Source organism: Pseudoclavibacter sp. RFBB5 (assembly GCF_002931555.1).
GTDB lineage: Bacteria > Actinomycetota > Actinomycetes > Actinomycetales > Microbacteriaceae > Pseudoclavibacter.
Genome location: NZ_PSTZ01000010.1, coordinates 284,870 through 303,958 on the forward strand (window position 1 = coordinate 284,870; position 19,089 = coordinate 303,958).

Genomic DNA, 19,089 nt, shown 5'->3' on the forward strand with positions numbered 1-19,089 from the left:
TTGAAGCTGGCTGCCGCGGCGTCCTCAGCGGACCGCTGTGATCGACTCCGTCTGCGCCTCGAGGAACCTGCGCCGTTCCGTTCGTCGCTTCGCTTGCACCGCGGGATTCGCGACAGGAGCTGCGAGCAGCAGCGCCCGCGTGTAGGCGTGCTGGGGGTCCTCGATGACCGAGGCAGTCGGCCCGGTCTCGAGGATGCGCCCATCGCGCATGACTGCTACCCGCTGGCTGATGTGCTTGACGACATCGAGGTCGTGGGTGATGAAGAGCAGAGCGACGCCAGTGCGTTCGCGGATCTCGGTGAAGAGCTCCAGGACGCGTGCTTGGGTCGTCAGGTCCAGGGCGCTGACCGCCTCATCGCAGACGATCAGGCGCGGGTCCCGGCACAGCGCGCGAGCGATGGCGATTCGCTGCCGCTGACCGCCGGAGAACTCCTTCGCGTAGCGGTTTCCGGAGTTCGCGGGCAACTGGACCTGGTCGAGGAGGTCGCGGACCCGCGCGTCGGCCTCGGTTCGCGTGCTGCCCGTGACGAGGAGCGGTTCGGTGAGGATGTCGTTGACCGTCATGGCGGGGTTCAGCGACGTGTACGGGTCCTGGAACACCACCTGGATATCGCGGCTCAGCGCCCGGCGCTCCTTGGGCTTGAGGTTGACGATCGATCGCCCATCGAACCGGATCTCGCCGGACGCGATCGGTGCCAGCCCGAGGACGGCGCGTCCGATGGTCGACTTCCCGGACCCGGACTCTCCGACGAGCCCGACCGTCTCGCCCGGCGCGATGCGCAGATCGACCTCGTGGAGCACGCGGAACTTCTTCCGCTTCCGGACCCGGCCCGGGTACTCGACGACGAGCTTCTGGATCGACAACAGGTCTCCCTGAGGCGTCGGGGTGGGTGTTTCCTGGGCGGCGCTCATGCGTTCGCTCCCTTCGAGCTTGGGATTCCGTCCGCTGCAGACGACGCTGGGTCGTCTGTCTCCCATTCCACCTGTCCGAGCGTGGATGCGAGGAGCGAGCGGGTGTACTCGTGCTGTGGCCTCGCGAAGAGTTCGGTCACCTCTGCGACCTCGACGATCTCGCCCGAGCGCATGACGGCGACTCGATCGCAGATGTCGGCGACGACTCCGAAGTTGTGCGTCACGATGATCACGCCCATGCCGCGTTCCGCTTGCAGGTCGCGGATCAGCTCGAGGACGTCGGCCTGCACCGTCACATCCAGCGCCGTCGTCGGCTCGTCCGCGATGAGCAGGTCGGGGTTGCAGGAGACAGCGCCCGCGATCAGCACGCGCTGCGCCATTCCGCCGGAGATCTCGTGGGGGTACGAGCGGAAGAGCCGTTCCGGGTCGGGGATGCCCACTCGCGCGAGGAGCCGCAGTGCTTCCGCCTTGGCCTCGTTCTTCCCGAGCCCGAGGTGATGACGCATGGGCTGCGTCAGCTGGAAGCCGATCCGGAACGCAGGATCGAGATTGCTCATCGGCTCCTGTGGGATGTACCCGATCGACTTTCCGAGGAGTGCAGCACGCTTCTTCGGGGAGAGCTCGAGCAGATCCTGCCCATTGAACGTGAGGGCATCAGCCTGCATACGCGCCTCGGGTGGCAGCAGCCCGAGCACCGAGAACGCCGTCTGCGACTTGCCGGAACCCGACTCGCCGACGAGACCGAGGATCTCACCGCGCTCGAGCGTCAGCGACACCTGCTTGACGACCATGGTCTCGCCGCCGTCGGCTCGGGGGTACGACACCCGAAGCCCTTCGACCCCGATGAGCTGGCCAGCTGGCGTGTGGGTAGTGACCTCGGGTCGCGGCGCTGTCGGCTCGGACGCGCGGTTCGCAACCACGTTCCTCGCATTCCGCACTTTGCGGGTCGGCGCGATCGTGTGATCGGAGAGCGCATCCCGGATGCCGTTTCCGATGAGGGTGAACGACATGATCGTGAGGACCAGCGCCAGGCTCGGCCAGAGCAGCAGCACCGGCGCGCTGTAGATGTTCTGGGAGGCGTCCTGGAGCATGAGGCCCCAGCTCGACCGGTCGCTCGAGCCGAGCCCGAGGAAGGCGATGCCTGCCTCGATGCCAATGCCGGCGCTCGCCAGCATGGCCGCTTGGATGATCGTGGGCTTGATCACGACGGGGAGGATGTGCCTGCGCATGATGCGCGTGTCTCCCAGACCGGAGACCTTGGCGGCGTCGACGTAGAGCTCCTCGCGCACAGCGCGAACGGAGCTTCGGATGAGCAGGAAGACCGAGGGGGCGATGAGGACGCCGAAGACGGCGAGGGCGAGCTCGGAGCTGCGCCCGACCCTCGCGAGGACGACGAGGAGCACGACGATCGCGGGGAGCGACATGAGCGCACCGCTGATCCAGACGCTGATCCCGTCGACCAGGCCCCGGCGGTACCCCGCGAGGAGACCGCTCGGGATGCCGATCGCCATGCTCACGCCGATCACGATCGCCGCGCTGATCAGGCTGGTCCGGGCACCGTAGAGGAGGTTCGCCCAGACGTCGCGTCCCACCCCATCGGCTCCCAGCGGGTGCTCGGCGGTGAACGGAGGTGCGAGCACGTCGGCGATCTTCGCCTCGAGGGGGTCGTAGGACGTCAGCAGGGGTGCGCAGATCGCTGCGAGGATGACCACCAGGATGAACGAGGCGGAGACGACGACCGCGGGGTCGCGAAGGAGCCGTCGAAGCACCCCTGGGCGGCGATCGTCCTCTTCGCTGAGCTGCAGCGAGGCGGACGTTCCGGAGACGAGATCGGCAGTCATGAGACACGCACCTTCGGGTTGACCCATCCCTGGGCGAGATCGACGAGCAGGTTCACGATCACGACGAGCACGACCGTGATGACGACGACCCCCATGACCACCGGGAGGTCGCCTTGGCTTGCGGAGATGGACGCCTGCGTCCCGATCCCCGGGATGTTGAAGACCTTCTCCACGATCACCGACCCGGAGATGGAGACGATGAACATGAGGGAGACCGTTGTCAGCGTCGGGCCTGCCGCATTCCGCAAGGCGTGCTGGAGCAGGACGCGCGACTCGGGGATGCCACGGCTGCGCAGCGTGCGCACGAAGTCCTGTCGTAGCACGTCGATCATGGAGCCGCGGATCTGCATGGCGATCGATGCGACTGCGCCGAGCGCGAGCGCGACGACCGGCAGGATGATCGACGCGAACCACAGCGACGGTGATGCGAACAAGCCGACGTACCCCGTCGCTGGAAGGAGCCGCAGCTGCACGGCGAAGACGTAGGCCAGGACGATCGCGACCAGGAAGCCTGGAATCGCCTGGACGAAGGTCGAGGAGACCTGCAGCCCACGATCGAGCGCACCGCGGCGGAGGGCCGCCGCGACACCGACTCCTGCGCCGAGGATGGAGGCGAGCAGGATGGAGCCGATCACCATGGAGAGCGTCGGCGGCAGCGTGAGGGCGACGACCTGGGTGACTGGCTGGTTCCCGTACCAGGAGGCGCCGAGGTCGCCTTGGATCGCCGAGGTGAGCCAGTTCCAGTACTGCGCGAGGACGGGCTCCGTGAGGCCAAGCTCAACACGCTTCTGTTCGACCTGCTCCACGGTCGCGGTCGGACCGAGAATCTGCCGCGCAGGATCCGCGCCGGTCAAGTTGAGCAGGAAGAAGGTGAACGTCGAGATGACGAACAGCAGCAGCGCTCCCGCGCCGAGCCGGCGGAGGATGAAGACGAGCATGGTGGACTCCTGGGCTGTCGAGTGGGGATCTGGAAGGTGGTGCGGCCGCCAACGGCCGACGCCCGGGGAGGGCGCCGGCCATCAGATTCAGCTGGTCGGCTGGATGTTCCAGATCGGCGGGAAGGTGGAGTACTTCTGCCCTTCCGCGGTCACGCCGCTGGAGAGCCCGAAGGAGTTGTCGCCCTGGATCCACGGGGCGAACCAGGCCTGCTCCACGACGTAGGTGTTGAGTTCCTGGAAGGTCTTCGCCTGCTCGTCCCCGGTCTCGCCCTGCGCCTTGGTGATGAGCTCGACGATCTTCGGGTCGTTCACGTGGAAGGTGTTCCAGAGTGCATCCGGGTCCAGCGCGATCTGCGTCGTGTCCCAGGAGCGGTTGGCGTCGAGCCGGAAGATCGCTGCGGGGTACTTCGCGCCGAGAAGGTCTGAGATGAACGTCTCACCGTTGACCGGCTGGTATTCCGTCGTGATGCCGATCGCTGCGAGGGCTTCGGTGACCGCTGCCTGCTCCGAAGGGTAGATCGGCGAGACGTCCGGCATCGGCAGCACGAACCCGTCTGCGTAGCCGGCTTCGGCCATCAGCTCCTTGGCCTTGGCGACGTCGTAGGGGTAGCGCTCTTCCAGCTCAGGCAGGTACGCGGTGCTGTCGACGCTGAACATCTGCGCCGTCTTCGCCCCCTTGCCGTTGTAGAGCTGGTCGAAGAGCGACTGGCGGTCGAGCGCGTAGTTGATGGCCTGGCGGACGCGCACGTCGGCCAGAGCGGGCACGAGCGTGCCCTCACGATCGAAGAGGTAGAGCCCGTTCGCGTTGTAGGACGGGAAGGAGACGACTTCCTGCCCCGCGGAGGAGACCGACTCGACGTCCTTCGGTTCGATGTTCGCGACGTTCACCTGGCCCGCTCGGAGCGCGTTGATCATGGCGTTCTTGTCGTTGAAGATCGTCGCCGTGATCTCGTCGTACGGGTACAGCTCCTGGTTCCAGTAGTCGGCGTTGCGTGTGTACACGTACTTGCTGCCCGCCTGGGTCGAGGGGCTGAGGGTGTACGGGCCGGATCCGACGGGAGTGGTCGCGAGCGATCCATCTTCCAGGTGGCTGGGGCTGGCCATCATGCCGGCAGGGCCGCCGAGGCTGGGCAGGAATGAGGGGTCCGGCGCAGACAGCTTGATGTCGACAGCGGTGGGGTCGACCACGGTCACCTCTTCGATGAACCGAAGCTGGGTTGCACTTCCACCGGAACCGGTCTTCGCGGACTCGAGGTTCGCCTTGACGGCCTCTGCGTCGAGGGCGGTGCCGTCGGTGAACTTCACATCGTCGCGGAGCTTGAGGCTCAGCACGGTGCTGTCGTCGTTGTAGGACCATTCGGTGGCGACGTTGGCCACCGGCTCGCCCTCGTTGTCGTTGCGCAGCAGCGAGTCGTAGACGGGCTGGGTGTACCAGATCTCGGGCCCCGTGAGCAGGTCACCGGGCTGCCAGGACTGCGGCGGGGAGACGGTAGCCAGTGCCAGGGTCCCGCCGGTCGACGACCCGCCGGCAGCAGGTTGTCCCGAGCATGCGGTGGCGGCGAGCGCGATGGCTATGGCAGCGGCGGCAGCTGTCGCGAATTTTCTTCTCATGTGCGTTTCCTTCGGCTGAGGTGTTGTGCTCCGAACGTCGGCAGCTTCGCCAGGAGAGCGGTGACACCATCACAGCGCCGTGGCTGCTGGCGACACCCTCCCGCCGCGGCGACCTTGTCGCGGGAGGGAGGAAGAGACGTCGTTGTTTCTTTGTTCAGGCCCGGTGTTCGGATTCGAGTCGCGTCCAGGCCCAGACCGAGACTCGTGACGCAGAACCGCTTGCTTGCGTGTTCCGGTGCGCCTAGTCCAGACTTTAGCCCAGAATGAACATAAATAGGGTCCTGGGAGATAGCGACCAGTGATGCCCGGTATAGACAGATGTGAGGCGGGCTTCAGAGAGCCGGATGCCGCCCTCATCCCACCGACCGTACTCGCTGCGCCGCATGGACCGCCGAGCCCAGAAGCTAGACTCGGCGGCGACCAGAACGGCACGGGCGCCGCGCGGGAAGCCACTGACAGACGACGAGGACGGCAGAGCATGAGCAACGGTCAGCTTTCGCCTCAGGATGCCTTCGTGCACGGTCAGCTCATCAACCTGATCCGCTCAGGACGAGCGAACACCCGGCCAGCGCTCGTCCGGGCCACGGGGCTGAGCAGGCGAATCGTCTCCGAGTGCGTCAGCCAGGCCGTCGAGACGGGACTCGTCGATGACAGCGAGTTCGCCGTCGCGGACATCGGCCGCCCTTCACGTCTGCTCCGCTTTCGCTCCGAAGTCGGCGTCGTCTACGTCGGAGTCATCGAATCCTCGCAACTCTGGGCAGCAGTCGCCACGCTCTCCGGCAGCTTGGTCGACTCCATGCATCTGACGTGGGACGCAGCGGTCGGCCCGGTCGACACCTTGAACGCCCTCAAGCAGATGTTCGAGCAGCTCGCTGCACGAGGCCACGCCACCCCGTGGGCCATCGGCATCGGGGTCTCCGGCATCGTCGACTTCCAACGCGGACGTCTCGTGTCGTCACCCCTGCTCACCGGTTGGACAGACTTCAGCATCCGCTCGTTCCTCCGACAGCACTACGACGCACCGGTGTGGGTCGAACGCGATGTGAACGTGATGGCGCTCGGCGAGTGGCACCTAGGCAGCCCCGCGACCGAGGACGACCTCATGTACGTGCTGGTCGACGAGGAAGTCGGCGCGGCGGTCGTGACGCAGGGACTGATCCACCGAGGCCGTTCCGGCGCCACGGGCGCTATCGGGCACATGCGGGTCACCGACGACCCATCTTTCCCGTGCAGGTGCGGGCGCACTGGCTGTCTCGACGCAGTCGTGGCCGGATGGAGCCTGGCCGAGCGCCTGTCGGCTCGCGCAATGGAGAGCGCCTTCCTCGCAGCACGCATCCGGGGCAAAGAACTGCTGACGGCCGAGGACGTCGGCGATGCCGCGCGAGCGGGGGACCCGGTCGCGGCTGAAGAGGTCCGTGCACGCATAAGGTTCCTGGGCTCCGCCCTCGCTCCGCATGTGAACTTCGCCAACCCGGGGACGCTGGTCATCGGCGGAGGTCTGATCCGAATCGGCGACTGGACCGTCGATCTCCTCGAGCAGGCCCTCCGCGAAGGCCTGACGCCCGACGCCTTGGAGCCTCTCTCCATCAGAGCGGCATCGTTGGACTACCGGGAGGGCCTGGTGGGCAGCGCGATCCTCGCGGTCGAGCAGCTTTTCGCGGCGGACACGGTAGGCCTCTGGATCGATCAGGGCTCACCGGTCGGACGGGCAGCTTCGCTCCAGGATCTCCTCGCGGACTAGCTCGCCGGCCCCGCGCCGACCGTCAGCACGAATCTGGCATAGCCGGTCAGAGCAGGAACACCGTCGTCGACAGCCTCGACGATGACGTGGATCTGCTCCCCTTGCACCGCGTCCGCCGCCACCCGCACCAGGCACTTGCCCGGCAGGACAACGATCTCGGAATCCGACCCTTGATCCTGGAAGGCCGTCACCGAGATGTCCCCGCCGTCCGGGTCGACGACCGTGAAATCCAGCTGGACACGTTCGCCTGGTCGCACAGCACGATCCAGCCCGGTCGCCGAGACGCGAGGCGCGTGATTGGCGTCCGCAGGGTCGGCGGTGACGGTCCAGCGCAGGCGAGCAGCGAAGTCCCTCTGGAATGCGCCGATCCACCGACCTGCGTCGCCGGCATCCGTGATCGGAGCCCCCGGCGTCCACGACACCGCCCCCGCGCTGTCCCATCGGTTGGGGTCATCGGCATGCGGAGTCTGCCTGCCGCCCCATCCCCCAAACGACGGATGCTCGGCATTCCGAAGTCCGTTGTCGATGTGCATCGCGAAGTTCGAGGAGTCGCCCTCCGAGATCCACGCGCCGGCATCGTGGAGCGGCGCCCAGAGCTGGTATCCACGAGCGACGAGGTCATCGGCGGAAGCACCTCGAACGCCGAAGTAGTCCTCCGGGTCGAAGCCGTCAGCCATCTGCTCGCCGTCACCCCAGACGCGGTAGGCCTTCCCGAGAGGTCCGACCGAGGACACGTGCTGGCGCATCCACTCCGCAGAGAGATACTCCGCAGCACCATCCGGCACGACGTGCCATGCGAAATAGCCCCACGCCGTCGTCGCGACGTCCCGGAACTCGATCTCCGGCCAGACCGGCCGGATGTAGGCAGCGAAGGCGTCGTCCTGCTCTCCGAAGCTCGTGATCACCGTGCGCCCGACGACCAGAGCTCGGATCACCTCCCACTGGGAGGTGCCTCGATACTGCTCCTCGATGGACTTGAGCGCGCGGGCGATGGTGTTCATACCACCCCACGCCTGCGCGAAGATCTTGCCAGGCGCGTCACCCAGCAGCACGTCGCGGACCAGATCCGACCCGGCCGTGGGTTCCCGCATATCGCCGACCTCACCCACGTTCCCGACCGCGATCAGCGCACGGAGGCGCTCGGGGTCCGGATAGCGATCGTCGTGACGGACGAGGTTCTCGTGCACCTCCGCATACGCATCCACTGCCAGATCGATGTGCATCCGCGCACCCGGCGCTGGCCAGCGGTGAGGGGCGATACCTCGGGACTCGTCGCCCGCGTGATGGACCTGGCTCGCCGAGTAGACCAGGGCGGCGATGTCGATCTCGTTGCTGTACAGCAGGAGTCGGAGCATCGAGTTCAGGTCGTCCAGCTCTGGATCGGTGGTGACGATGATGCGCGCTGGCGCTGTCGCCATGGCTCGCCTCTCTGTTGCAATCGTGTTTGGGACCTGACGCGGGATCTGCGTCAGGTCTCGAAGGCATCCCGCCTGATGGCATCGAGGGTCTCGAACACACTGGTTGTGTCCTCGAGCGTGTGCGTGGGGTGCTCGAGGAGACCGGACATCGCAGCGTCGTTGGCCGCGCGGAGCATCGGCGTGTAGCCGTGTCCCTCGCGATCCACGGTGCAGTGACGCGCTCGTGGCCCCTCGGGGCCGTAGGAGTGGACCGTGAGGCTCGACGCGAACCAGAAGCCTGGATCGATGTCGATCCAGCCCTGATCCCCGGAAATGGCCGCCGAAGAGCTGAGGAACTCCACCATGGAACTCGCCCCGTGCGCGAAGCGCCCGCCGTCGTACTCGAGCGTGAAGTGCTCGCTCAGGTCGTTGCTGTCCGCCCTGACCGTACCGTTGGCGTGCACGCGTTCCGGGGCGCCGAGCATCATGTGGCTCAGCGTGACGGGATAGATGCCCTGGTCGAGAAGCGCGCTGCCTCCCGGCTGCCAACGGCTTGAGCCATCCCGCGGGAAAGGCGCACCGAAGGATGCTTGCACGGCGCGGACCTGGCCGATCTCTCCTGACCTCACGATGTCGCCGACAAGCGCCATGAGCGGATTGAATTTCATCCACATGGCCTCCATGAGGAAGAGACCCTCGTCGCGGGCCAGTTCCGCGAGCTCACGAACCTCACGAGCATCGAGGCCCAGGGGCTTCTCGCACAGCACATGCTTGCCATGCAGCAACGCGCGCCTGGCCAGTTCGAAGTGCGTCACGTGAGGCGTGCAGAGGTACACGATGTCGATGTCCGACTCCAGCATCGCCGTGTAGTCGTCGAAGGGGTTCGGGATGTCGAAGTCGACCGCGAACCTCGTCGAACGCTCGATGCTTCTGGAGGCGACCGCCACGAGAGATGCGGACTCGACCAGATGAAGGTCATGCGCGATCTGCTTCGACACCGCGCCGGTGCCCGCTATGCCCCACCGGAGCGGTCGCCGCTCGTCTGCGCTATCCATCAGTCGGATCCGCGAACTCCAGCAGCGTGATCCTCACCGCTGTCACACCTGCCATGTCGAGCGTCACGAGACGCTCATCACCGTTCAGCAGACGTCCTCCAACCAACTCGCCCTCCTCCAGGCGGAGCTCCTGCACGCTGGATATCTCGACCGTCGCCCCCTCACGCGAGAAATCGACGATCGCGCGCTGCCCGACAGCCAGGTACTCGAGCGGTCCCGTCTGCACGACGATGCCGAAGGGACGCGAGTCGGCGAAGGAGGGGGCGTGCGCGGTCGGGAGGTTCTCGTCCGGGAGCGATGGAAGTTCCGGGAGGCGAACGCCGACATCCAAGAGCACATCGGCGAGCGTCTTCGGAGCACTCCGGACGACCACGGTGGTCGATCCGAACTGACCTGTTGCAGAGTCGACGCCCTGGTCGAGGGCGAACCCCATGACCAGGCCGGCCCGGCGAGCATCGAGCAGTTGGGGTGCCATGCCGATGAGGTGCCGGAAGCCGGCGAACAGCTGACTCCCCGGACGGACGTCGTCGATCCCGAACGCGTGATACCCGATCGCGTCGAACGAGCCGAAGGCACGGAATGCATCGCCCGTGATGACGCGGGCCTCCGGCACGAAGAGCGGGTTGTCCTCGGAGGCGTACTCGCGCATAACGGATTCACTGTCTGGCGTGTAGATGTCCGGTGCGAGGAAGTCGAGGTGCGGTGCAGCCGCCCGCCAGACGCCACCCATCCGGGCCGTGGGGCCACCGCTCGGGTACTGACCCGGGAGGTCCTGTCCCGGCTGAGGCCCAAGCCAGGCATTGGCGTAGGCGGGCAGGCCCTTGATGGACTTGCCCCGCTTGGCGAGTTCCCCGAGGTAGCTGGCGAAGCCCCACGCCATGAACACCTCGTCGGCGACGAGATTCTCGTCGCCCCAGCGATCCTGCCAGGATGCTCCGGCCGCTCCGGGGGCTCGGAACAGCTCCACGATGTCGTCGTGGAACCCTTCGGGGTGACGTCCCACGGCTTCCAGGAGAGCCGCCGGCACCGGCGACTGCCACGCGTCCTCGGCTACCGCAGCGCGGTCGCGGCTGACGCCGAGGAGTCCGACCTCATTCTCCACCTGCATGATGATGACGGTGTGCTGCTCGTCGACGAGGGCAATGTGTCGCATGAGCGCCTCGTACGCCCTTGCATCTGCCTCCCTCAACCGAGGCGAGAAGACTGACAGCGTCGGTTTCGGCATCGAGCCGGGGTAGGTGAGCGGGGCTCTCATCGGCGAAGGCCCGCGGTCCGCACGCTCGAACCGGGAGGGGTCGCGGCGAACCCAGCTCGGCGCGTAGGTCGAGGTGGCGTTCTTGAACGCGCCGAACCAGATGAGCACAAGGCGGATGCCCGCCGCGCGCGCGCCTTCCAGGAGGGCGTCGACGACGCTGAAGTCGAAATCGCCCTCGCTCGGCTCCACCTGGTCCCAGGCGACTGGCGCGACGACCGAGTTGATCCCCGACTCTGCGAGAGCGGCCCAGACCTTCTCCATGTGGACGGGATCGGAAGCACTGGAGTTGCGCAGCTCTCCGCCGACGCAGAGGAACGGCGCCCCGTCCACGATCAACTCTGCGTGCTTGCCTGAACGTGTGAGGTGTGGAAGCTCGAACATGGGATCTCCTTGGGTTTTCGTGAGCGGTGCGACAGTGCACGGTGATGCGGTGGAGGGCGGAACGTGCGGACGTTCGGCGCCGATGAGTCTGCTGGTGGGGCGGTCCTGCGCGGCGGTTAGTCCTGTTTCGTCGAGAAGGCCGAGTCGAACGCGGCCTCCGACGGGCGGTACGTGGAGAGCTTGCGCACGAACCCCAACGCCTCAGGAGCACCCACGAGACGGTCCATGCCGGCGTCCTCCCACTCCACCGACAACGGCCCCTCGTAGCCGATCGCGTTCAGCATGCGGAAGCAGTCCTCCCACGGCACATCCCCGTGCCCGGTCGAGATGAAGTCCCAACCCCGCCTCGGGTCAGCCCAGGGCAGGTGCGACGACAGGCGCCCGTTCCGGCCATTGCTGAGGCGCTTCTTCGTGTCCTTGCAGTGCACGTGATAGATGCGGTCCTGGAAGTCCCACAAGAACCCGACCGGGTCGATGTCCTGCCACACCATGTGCGAGGGATCCCAGTTCAACCCGAACGACTCCCGGTGCCCGATCGCCTCCAACGCGCGCTTCGTGGTCCAGTAGTCGTACGCGATCTCGGACGGGTGCACCTCGTGCGCGAACCGAACCCCGACCTCCTCGAACACGTCCAGGATCGGGTTCCACCTGTCCGCGAAGTCCTGATAGCCGGCATCCACCATCGCCTCCGTGGCGGGAGGGAACATCGCCACGTACTTCCAGATGCTCGACCCCGTGAACCCGGTGACGGTCTTCACGCCGAGCGCCGCCGCGAGACGGGCCGTGTTCTTCAGCTCCTCCGCCGCACGCTGCCGCACGCCCTCCGGGTCGCCGTCACCCCACACTCGGTCGGAGACGATGTCGCGGTGCCGCTGGTCGATCGGGTCGTCACACACCACCTGCCCCTTGAGGTGGTTCGAGATCGTCCACACCTTCAGACCATTGCGCTCGAGAATGTCGAGCTTGCCCTGGACGTACTCGGCGTCATCCCACCGCCACGGATCCAGGTGATCACCCCAGCAGGCGATCTCGAGACCGTCATACCCCCACTCCCCCGCAAGGCGCGCAACCTCCTCGAACGGCAGATCGGCCCACTGACCGGTGAACAACGTGACAGGACGAGACATGCTTCTCCTCTTAGCTGGCGTTCTCGAATGCTGAAGCCGCGCTGCTCAGACAGCGACGGCGGACCGGGTCTCGACCCACGCGCTCTCCGCGGCCGAGCTGCGCTCGACGGCGTCGAGCACTCGCTGCACGCTGAGCCCCTCTTCGAAGCTCGAGTGCAACGGGGTGCCGTCTGCGATGGCGGTGATGAGGTCGACAACCTGGTGCGTGAAGCCGTGCTCGTAGCCGAGCATGTGGCCGGCCGGCCACCAGGCCGAGACGTAGGGATGGACTGGCTCGGTCACGAGGATCTGCGCGAACCCCTGCGCCCGACTGTCCGCCGTGCGGTCGTAGTACTGCAGCGAGTTGAGATCCTCGAAGTTCCACGCGAGAGCGCCGAACTCGCCGGAGACCTCGATGGCGAGCGCGTTCTTGCGGCCCGTCGCGAAGCGGCTCGCGTCGAACGAGGCGAGCGCCCCGCCCGAGAGCCGCCCGGTGAAGATCGCGATGTCGTCGACCGTCACGGACCCAGTGCCCGAGCCGTCGGCGAGCGGCCGCTCAGTGATGATCGTGTCGATCGTGCCGGAGACCCGCTCGATGTTCTGGCCTGTGACGAACTGCGTGAGATCGATGGCGTGCGCCCCGATGTCGCCGAGCGCACCCGAACCCGCGAACTCCTTCTGCAGGCGCCACGAGAGCGCCGCATCCGGGTCGACGAGCCAGTCCTGCTGGTACGAGGCACGCACCCGGTGGATGCGGCCGATCCTGCCCTCGGCGATCAGGTCGCGCAGCAGGGTCACGGCTGGCACGCGACGGTAGGTGAACCCGACCATCGACTTCACGCCGTGCTCTGCCGCGCGAGCGGCCGCATCCGCCATCGACTCGCCCTCTGCGACCGTGTTGGAGAGCGGCTTCTCGACGATGACGTGCTTGCCCGCCTCGAGCGCCGCGATGGCGATCTGTGCGTGCGAGTCACCTGGCGTGACGATGTCGACGATGTCGATGTCGTCTCGCCCGATGACCTCACGCCAGTCGGTGGCCGACTCCTGCCAGCCCCACTGCCTCGCGGCCTCCGCGACGGCCTCACCGTTGCGCCCGACCACAACCGCCATCTCGACCTCGGCTGGCAGGCCGAAGACGCGAGGCGCCTGCCGCCAGCCGACCGAGTGAGCGGCTCCCATGAAGCCGTAGCCGATCATGGCGACTCGAAGGGGCTTGGTCATAGGAGCTTCGCTTCTCTCTGCGGGATGGTCGATCATGGTCGGTCTTCTTGCGGTGCGGACGCGTGCAGGTCAGCGGCGAACCGGCAACGCGTGGTGCGCTGCGAGCACTCGCCGCGCTTCAGCTGGGTCGGTGATCATCCGCGATCCCGCATCAGCAGCGGCGGAGCGCTGAACGGCCTGCTCGTCGCGCACGATGTCGAACGCGCTCTGCCAGTGGTTCCAGTGCCATCCCTCGTATTCGCTCGAGACGGCGCCCGAGTAGCCCTGCTCGACAAGCAGTGCGATGAGCTCGCGCACGGGAACCGAGGGTTCCTCGCCGTGCTCGTCGATGCCGAAGAACTTGCCGTGCACGTGCTTGACCCACGGCATGATCTCGAGCCAGTCCTCGACGCGGGCCGGACCGAAGAGACCGGTGCCGTTGATGGCGAAGTCGATGCCGAAGTCGGGGCGGCCGTGCTTGGCGGCGAGGCCGATGAACGAGCCGAAGCGCTTGCCGTGCACGCCCTGGTCGGCCGGCGGGCCTTCCGCGTAGTAGCCGTCCCACAGCTCGACGAGCTCGGCGAGCAGCTCTTCAGAGGCACCGCGGCGGCGGTAGGCCTCGACGGCGGATGGGGCGAACGCCTTGGTGGTGGCGCCCCAGTCGGCGGTGAAGCCGAGGAACGGGGAGCCGACCTGCTCGAAGCGGTCGCGCAGCGCGAGGATGCGCGGGTGCGACGCGTACTGGTCAGCATGGACCTCGAGCGCGAGGGTCACGCCGTGCTTCTCGGCGATCGGCGCGAGCTGCTCCATCGAGTCCGGCGTGATCGAGATCTGCACGCGGGCGACGGGGAAGCCGAGCTTGGCAGCAGCCTCGATCTGCCGCGTCATGTACTCGACGAGCTCGTCCTGCGACAGCAGGCGGTCGCGGTGGATGCCGATGTCGGCGTTGACCGCGAGCGAGGTGCGCACGAGGTCGAGCTCCTCGACGAGGTCCGAGAACTGACCGGCGAACTCATCCGTCACGTGCGGGAAGCCGCGAACGCTCGAGAACCCGATCATCTCGATTCCCGGCCCGAAACCGTCAGCCGCTACCTTGCGGATGAGCCCCTCGAGGTCGTACTCGCGTCCGTGGAACGCGCGGGTGAAGCTGTAGAGGGTGACCCCCTGGATGGGGGTGCCGAGCTCGCCGGTCATGCGGAAACCGCCTTCATCGTCTTGGAGCTGTGTTCTTCGATGCGGAGCACCCCGTGGTCAGACACGATGTACGGGATGTACAGGCTCAGGTCGACGTCGACGGTGTGCTCTTCATCGCCGGCGGTGATCGGGATGTCACCTTCGACGACAACCGAGTCGGTCGGGAACCACCATTCGCTGCTGTCGCCAGCGAGTTCGTCGGGCGCATACGTCTTCCCGTTCATGGTCCAGCGCAGCGACTCCAGCGAGGCGGCAACGCCGTCGACGGACAGGCCGAACTCGGAGATGCAGGATGCGGGAAGCGCGCGGTACCAGGGCAGACGCACCTCGACAGAGGTGCGTGCCCCGTTCGTCTTGAGTGTGTCTCGTTCAATCATCCGATCAGGAATCATGGTGGCCTCCTAGCCAGTTGTCAGTCATGGTCAGTTCTGTGTCGCCTGAGCGACGACGGCTGGTGCCGTGGTGAGCTTCGCCGCGACGTCGCGGGCACCCTTCACCGCGAGCGCGACGCCCGTGAGCGTCGGGTTACAGGCCGTCGAGGTAGGGATGACGCCGTTGCCGGCGACATAGAGCCCCGGCACGCCCCACACCTCGCTCGTCGGCGAGCAGACGCTCTCGCCATCGTCCGTCTCGCCCATGCGAGTCGTGCCCTGGTAGTGCAGGGACGCCCCGAACGGCAGGCGCATGACCCGCTCGTCGAGGGGTTCGCCGACAGCCGCGCCGAGCCTGCGCAGCTCGGTCTCGGCCGCATCCATCACCGCCCGGTCCTTGTCGGTGGCGGTGTAGTGGATGCGCACGGCGGGCATCCCGTAGCTGTCGAGGTGCCCCTCTGTGAAGAGCACGCGGTCGTCGCGCTGCAGCTCCTTCGCGCAGAACATGCCGAGCCCCACGATGGAGCCGGGGATGACCGCGTCGTCGACCGCGACGGGCACGGGGGACGCGTCGAGCTGCATGATCTGCCCGTGGAACGGCTTCGCGTCGGTGTACGGCACCCAGCTGACGCCGCTCGTCTCGCTGATCGCGCCAGCAGCCTTGTCGGTTGCCGCTGCCGCCGAGCTTTCCGGCGCCTCGATGCCGGTGATGCGGGCGGCGAAGACAACCTGCGACTGGTCGTTGAGGTAGCGGCCGAGCGCGTCAGGGCGGACGCCCGAGGCCCACAGCACCTGCGGGGTGCGGAGGGCATCGGCGGCCACGACGACCACTCGGGCCGCGACCACGCTGAGCTGCTCGGCACCGGTCTCGCTGAGGTCGCGCACCTCCACGCCCGCGGCCGCTCCGTCGTCGCCGATGACAGTCCGGGTGACGAGGGACTCGTCGAAGAGCTCGAAGTTGGGGTTCTCGCGAGTCACGTCACCGAGAACGACGTCCGAGCCGGACCAGACGAGCCGTCCGTCGTCGCGGTGACGCACGGCGAGCGGCATGCGCTGCACGCGGGCGACAGGCTCGCGACCCTCGTCGACAACCGGTGAGAGCCGATCACGGATGAGCTGGCTGAACGGCGCACCCTCGAACGCGTCGGTGGTCACCCCGAGCAGGCGCTCGGCCTCGCCGAGGAGCTCATCGAGCTCACCCGTCGAGTCGAGGAAAGCAACGCGCTCGCTCTCCCCCGGACGGGGGCAGGCACCAGTCCAGTGCGCCGACATGCCGCCGACGTTGCTCGACATGGCCGCGACAGGCAGCCCCTCGCCGCCGCCGACGGAGAAATCGCCGTCGGGAAGGAGGTACGTGCCCGGGCGTGACTGACGCTTCCCCTGCGCGAGGGCGACGGGACTGTTGAGCTTGGAGGCAGCCTCCCCTGGCCCCTCGGAGCGCCGTTGGGCAGTGGCGCGTGCCTCGAGGTCCTCGATGTTCTTGACGTGCGCGCCGGGCGGGTTCGACACGGTCGGCCCGACCTCGAACATCGCGATGCGCAGCTCGGGTGCTGTCTCGCTCAGGATGCGTGCGTACGTTGCGCCGGCCGGTCCGCTGCCGACGATGGCGACGTCAACACGTTCGGGGTAGCGGGTCATGCGGCCACCCCGACTTCCCGCACGAAGGCGACCGAAGCCGCGGACTCCGTGGTCGGGGAGTACTCGAGCCCGACGGGCCCGTCATAGCCGGACGCGCGCAGCACGGAGAACTTCTCCGCCCAATCGAGCGCACCGCTGCCGGGCTCGCCACGGCCGGGCGCATCCGCCAACTGCACGTACTTGACGATGGCGCCGGCGTTCGCGAGTTCGGTGGCCATGTCCTCGCCCTCGACGGCCGAGTGGTAGATGTCGTAGAGCACGCCGAAGTTCGGAGAATCGACGCCGCGCGCAACGTAGACGGCGTCAGAGGTGCGGTCGATGAGCGCACCCGGGTGGTCGACGCGGATGTTGACGGGCTCGAGCACGAGCGTGATGCCGGAACCCTCGATCTGCGCGATGGCCTTCTCGTAGATGGCGATCAGTTCGTCGAGCTGCGTCTGACGCTTCGAGCCGCCGAAACCGGTACCGCTGCCGACGACGAGTCGCGGGCAACCGAGCTCCTGGGCGATGGCGACCCCCTCGTCGAGGCACTGGTAGAAGAAGGAATGGTCTTTCGGCGGCAGCATGAACTGCGTTCGCGGCTCGGCGAGCTGGGCCGTGAGCTGCGTGCCGGTCTCCTGCAGTGCCGCCTTGAGAGCGGGGATGTCCTTGGGCTTGGCGGGCGCGTCGCGCCCGGTCGGTCCCCACATCTCGACGGCATCGAAGCCCGCCGCAGCGGCGGCGCGGACGCGGTCCTGGTAATCGCCTGCCTCGGTGAAGAGGAGCTCGATGTTCGGAGCGAGCTGGTACATGGTCTTTCCTTCTACGAGGTGAGGAGGTGGCGTCACTCGACACAGCCGAGAGGCAACAGGAATCGAAACAGGCGGCTCCAGTACGCGTCGAGCACAACGTCACCTTCGGGGGAACGTCGCACATTGAGCGGCATACGGAGAGCGATGTCATGATTCGAGGCAGAGTTCGCAGGTGAGAGATCCGGCCGGATTGGGTTCCCCACGACAAGCTTCTTTGCTCGTTTTTCTATTGCCCTCTCAGAGTACGCACTTATGCTCGTTTCGTGCATAAACATCCCTGATGCACCTCTTCGCCGCCACGGATGCGTGGCGACGAGTCCTCGGCGCACCCGGGGAGGCGTCCTTCCCGGACCGCGCCGACCGCAACCGAGCGAAGCCCCCGCGAGCAAATCGATGCTCCTGCTCCGCAGACCGAGAAGGCTAAGCTGGCAGCACACCACGACCCGGAAGCACAACGAAGTGACCTCAGAAACTCCGCTCTCCAGGCTCGACCTGAACTTGCTCGTCTCCCTCGATGCACTGCTCACCGAGCGCAGCGTGACCCGAGCGGCAGAGCGCCTGCACCTCAGCCAGCCGGCGCTCAGCGCATCCCTCGGCAGGCTGCGCACACACTTCGACGACAAGATCCTCGCGCGCACGGGGAACACCTACGAGCTCACGCCCCTCGCCGTCCGCCTCAGCGAGCTGACCGCCACCGCCCTCGACTCCGCCAGGCGCGTGTTCGACAGCCAGGCCGAATGGAACCCGACCCAGTCCACGCGCGAGTTCACGGTGCTCGGATCCGACTACGGCTTCGCGACGATCGGTGTCGCCGTCTCCAAGCTCGCCGCCCAGGCCGCACCCGGCGTCCGCTTCCGGTTCCGAATGCACAATCCCAGCATCGTCGAGGACGCGATCGCGCAGCTCCGTTCGGTCGACGCCATGATGATCCCCCACGGCTTCCTCAGCGAACTCCCCTTCAACGATCTCTTCACCGACGAGTGGCGCATCATCTGCTCCCACAACAATCCGCACGTCGGCGAGCACCTCACGATGGAGAACATCGCCGAGCTGCCGTGGGTGTTCAACTACCTGTCGCGTTCGGCGTTCACCTCGGCCAGCCGCCAGATCCGCGAACTCGGAATCGAGCCGATCGTCGCCGCCGTCGTCGAAGGCTTCCACGTGCTCCCCCACTTCGTCGAGGGCACGAACCGGCTCGCGCTCATGCAGAAGCGGCTCACCGACATTCTCATCCCGAACGATGAGTTCCGGGTACTGGAACCCCCCTTCGACGCAACCCCCATCTCGGCGGCCCTCTGGTGGCATCCCACGCACAGCAGTGACCCCGAGCACGCGTGGATGCGCCGCCTCTTCGCGCAAGCCGGCGCCGAGATGCAGGCGGAGGCCGGCTCGGCGTAAGTCGGTTGCGCCGCGCGTCCGGCATGCGGAGGCTGCAGTTGCGGCTACGGCTACTTCGGGATGGGTTTCTCACTTCGTTGCGGAAAGTTCGCCAGCACGAAGCGAGGTTTCCACCCCGAGACTGTCGCGCAGCGCCACCGGCCCACCCCGCCGCACCCCATCCCACCGCCTCGGGATGGGTTCCGCGCACGCAGATGGGTTGCAAGCCCCCCCGAAGCGCCAAAGCCATCCCGAAACTCGCTCGGCGGCGACGCCACCCG

At 67.0% G+C, this 19,089-nt stretch carries 15 protein-coding genes; 2 read left to right on the top strand and 13 right to left on the bottom strand.

Annotated features, from left to right (window positions below; all coding sequences use genetic code 11):
- Positions 1-24: 24 nt before the first annotated feature.
- The 4 genes from C5B97_RS16080 to C5B97_RS16095 all read right to left on the bottom strand — a co-directional run bounded on the left by C5B97_RS16080 (position 25) and on the right by C5B97_RS16095 (position 5,302).
- Positions 25-912, bottom strand: a complete 888-nt coding sequence (locus C5B97_RS16080; protein ID WP_104312984.1) for an ABC transporter ATP-binding protein — start codon at positions 910-912, stop codon at positions 25-27.
- Positions 909-2,753, bottom strand: coding sequence for a dipeptide/oligopeptide/nickel ABC transporter permease/ATP-binding protein (locus C5B97_RS16085; RefSeq protein WP_104312985.1), 1,845 nt, complete (start codon positions 2,751-2,753; stop codon positions 909-911). Before C5B97_RS16085 ends, C5B97_RS16080 begins: the two co-directional genes overlap by 4 nt.
- The gene (locus tag C5B97_RS16090) at positions 2,750-3,691 is read right to left on the bottom strand and encodes an ABC transporter permease (RefSeq protein ID WP_104312986.1); all 942 of its coding nucleotides are present in this window, start codon (positions 3,689-3,691) and stop codon (positions 2,750-2,752) included. Before C5B97_RS16090 ends, C5B97_RS16085 begins: the two co-directional genes overlap by 4 nt.
- A gap of 87 nt (positions 3,692-3,778) precedes the next feature.
- Positions 3,779-5,302, bottom strand: coding sequence for an ABC transporter substrate-binding protein (locus C5B97_RS16095; RefSeq protein ID WP_104312987.1), 1,524 nt, complete (start codon positions 5,300-5,302; stop codon positions 3,779-3,781).
- A 478-nt stretch (positions 5,303-5,780) separates the two neighbouring features.
- Here C5B97_RS16095 and C5B97_RS16100 point away from each other — a divergent pair, with 478 nt between their 5' ends.
- Positions 5,781-7,043: an ROK family protein gene (locus tag C5B97_RS16100; RefSeq protein WP_181027048.1), complete on the top strand. Its 1,263-nt coding sequence runs from the start codon at positions 5,781-5,783 to the stop codon at positions 7,041-7,043.
- Here C5B97_RS16100 and C5B97_RS16105 read toward each other — a convergent pair.
- From C5B97_RS16105 to C5B97_RS16145, 9 genes are all read right to left on the bottom strand, one after another.
- On the bottom strand, positions 7,040-8,461 hold the full coding sequence (locus tag C5B97_RS16105) for a DUF1593 domain-containing protein (RefSeq protein ID WP_104312989.1): 1,422 nt from the start codon (positions 8,459-8,461) through the stop codon (positions 7,040-7,042). The two genes, C5B97_RS16100 and C5B97_RS16105, sit on opposite strands and share 4 nt — an antisense overlap.
- A 50-nt stretch (positions 8,462-8,511) precedes the next feature.
- A complete protein-coding gene (locus C5B97_RS16110) occupies positions 8,512-9,495 on the bottom strand; it encodes a Gfo/Idh/MocA family protein (protein ID WP_104312990.1) in 984 nt (327 codons plus the stop codon).
- Positions 9,488-11,131, bottom strand: a complete 1,644-nt coding sequence (locus C5B97_RS16115; RefSeq protein WP_104312991.1) for a DUF5597 domain-containing protein — start codon at positions 11,129-11,131, stop codon at positions 9,488-9,490. The genes C5B97_RS16110 and C5B97_RS16115 overlap by 8 nt, the downstream gene beginning before the upstream one ends.
- A 116-nt stretch (positions 11,132-11,247) precedes the next feature.
- On the bottom strand, positions 11,248-12,258 hold the full coding sequence (locus C5B97_RS16120; RefSeq protein ID WP_104312992.1) for a sugar phosphate isomerase/epimerase: 1,011 nt from the start codon (positions 12,256-12,258) through the stop codon (positions 11,248-11,250).
- Positions 12,259-12,303: 45 nt separating this feature from the next.
- The gene (locus C5B97_RS16125; protein ID WP_104312993.1) at positions 12,304-13,458 is read right to left on the bottom strand and encodes a Gfo/Idh/MocA family protein; all 1,155 of its coding nucleotides are present in this window, start codon (positions 13,456-13,458) and stop codon (positions 12,304-12,306) included.
- Positions 13,459-13,527: 69 nt separating this feature from the next.
- A complete protein-coding gene (locus C5B97_RS16130; RefSeq protein WP_104312994.1) occupies positions 13,528-14,631 on the bottom strand; it encodes a sugar phosphate isomerase/epimerase in 1,104 nt (367 codons plus the stop codon).
- Entirely contained in the window at positions 14,628-15,008 is a 381-nt protein-coding gene (locus C5B97_RS16135) for a DUF6379 domain-containing protein (protein ID WP_258068315.1), read from the bottom strand. The genes C5B97_RS16130 and C5B97_RS16135 overlap by 4 nt, the downstream gene beginning before the upstream one ends.
- A 45-nt stretch (positions 15,009-15,053) precedes the next feature.
- A complete protein-coding gene (locus C5B97_RS16140) occupies positions 15,054-16,640 on the bottom strand; it encodes a GMC oxidoreductase (protein ID WP_104312996.1) in 1,587 nt (528 codons plus the stop codon).
- Positions 16,637-17,431 (bottom strand): TIM barrel protein, encoded by a 795-nt coding sequence (locus C5B97_RS16145; RefSeq protein ID WP_104312997.1) that lies wholly within the window; start codon positions 17,429-17,431, stop codon positions 16,637-16,639. The genes C5B97_RS16140 and C5B97_RS16145 overlap by 4 nt, the downstream gene beginning before the upstream one ends.
- Before the next feature lie 459 nt (positions 17,432-17,890).
- Between C5B97_RS16145 and C5B97_RS16150 the strand changes: the two genes are divergently transcribed.
- Positions 17,891-18,829, top strand: a complete 939-nt coding sequence (locus C5B97_RS16150) for a LysR family transcriptional regulator (RefSeq protein WP_219819823.1) — start codon at positions 17,891-17,893, stop codon at positions 18,827-18,829.
- Positions 18,830-19,089 lie beyond the last annotated feature (260 nt).

What these genes read in the sequence shown, in the direction of transcription:
- C5B97_RS16080 (WP_104312984.1), bottom strand. Translation starts at nt 912, where the DNA reads ATGAGCGCCGCCCAGGAAACACCCACCCCGACGCCTCAGGGAGACCTG.
- C5B97_RS16085 (WP_104312985.1), bottom strand. Translation starts at nt 2,753, where the DNA reads ATGACTGCCGATCTCGTCTCCGGAACGTCCGCCTCGCTGCAGCTCAGC.
- C5B97_RS16090 (WP_104312986.1), bottom strand. Translation starts at nt 3,691, where the DNA reads ATGCTCGTCTTCATCCTCCGCCGGCTCGGCGCGGGAGCGCTGCTGCTG.
- C5B97_RS16095 (WP_104312987.1), bottom strand. Translation starts at nt 5,302, where the DNA reads ATGAGAAGAAAATTCGCGACAGCTGCCGCCGCTGCCATAGCCATCGCG.
- C5B97_RS16100 (WP_181027048.1), top strand. Translation starts at nt 5,781, where the DNA reads ATGAGCAACGGTCAGCTTTCGCCTCAGGATGCCTTCGTGCACGGTCAG.
- C5B97_RS16105 (WP_104312989.1), bottom strand. Translation starts at nt 8,461, where the DNA reads ATGGCGACAGCGCCAGCGCGCATCATCGTCACCACCGATCCAGAGCTG.
- C5B97_RS16110 (WP_104312990.1), bottom strand. Translation starts at nt 9,495, where the DNA reads ATGGATAGCGCAGACGAGCGGCGACCGCTCCGGTGGGGCATAGCGGGC.
- C5B97_RS16115 (WP_104312991.1), bottom strand. Translation starts at nt 11,131, where the DNA reads ATGTTCGAGCTTCCACACCTCACACGTTCAGGCAAGCACGCAGAGTTG.
- C5B97_RS16120 (WP_104312992.1), bottom strand. Translation starts at nt 12,258, where the DNA reads ATGTCTCGTCCTGTCACGTTGTTCACCGGTCAGTGGGCCGATCTGCCG.
- C5B97_RS16125 (WP_104312993.1), bottom strand. Translation starts at nt 13,458, where the DNA reads ATGACCAAGCCCCTTCGAGTCGCCATGATCGGCTACGGCTTCATGGGA.
- C5B97_RS16130 (WP_104312994.1), bottom strand. Translation starts at nt 14,631, where the DNA reads ATGACCGGCGAGCTCGGCACCCCCATCCAGGGGGTCACCCTCTACAGC.
- C5B97_RS16135 (WP_258068315.1), bottom strand. Translation starts at nt 15,008, where the DNA reads ATGATTGAACGAGACACACTCAAGACGAACGGGGCACGCACCTCTGTC.
- C5B97_RS16140 (WP_104312996.1), bottom strand. Translation starts at nt 16,640, where the DNA reads ATGACCCGCTACCCCGAACGTGTTGACGTCGCCATCGTCGGCAGCGGA.
- C5B97_RS16145 (WP_104312997.1), bottom strand. Translation starts at nt 17,431, where the DNA reads ATGTACCAGCTCGCTCCGAACATCGAGCTCCTCTTCACCGAGGCAGGC.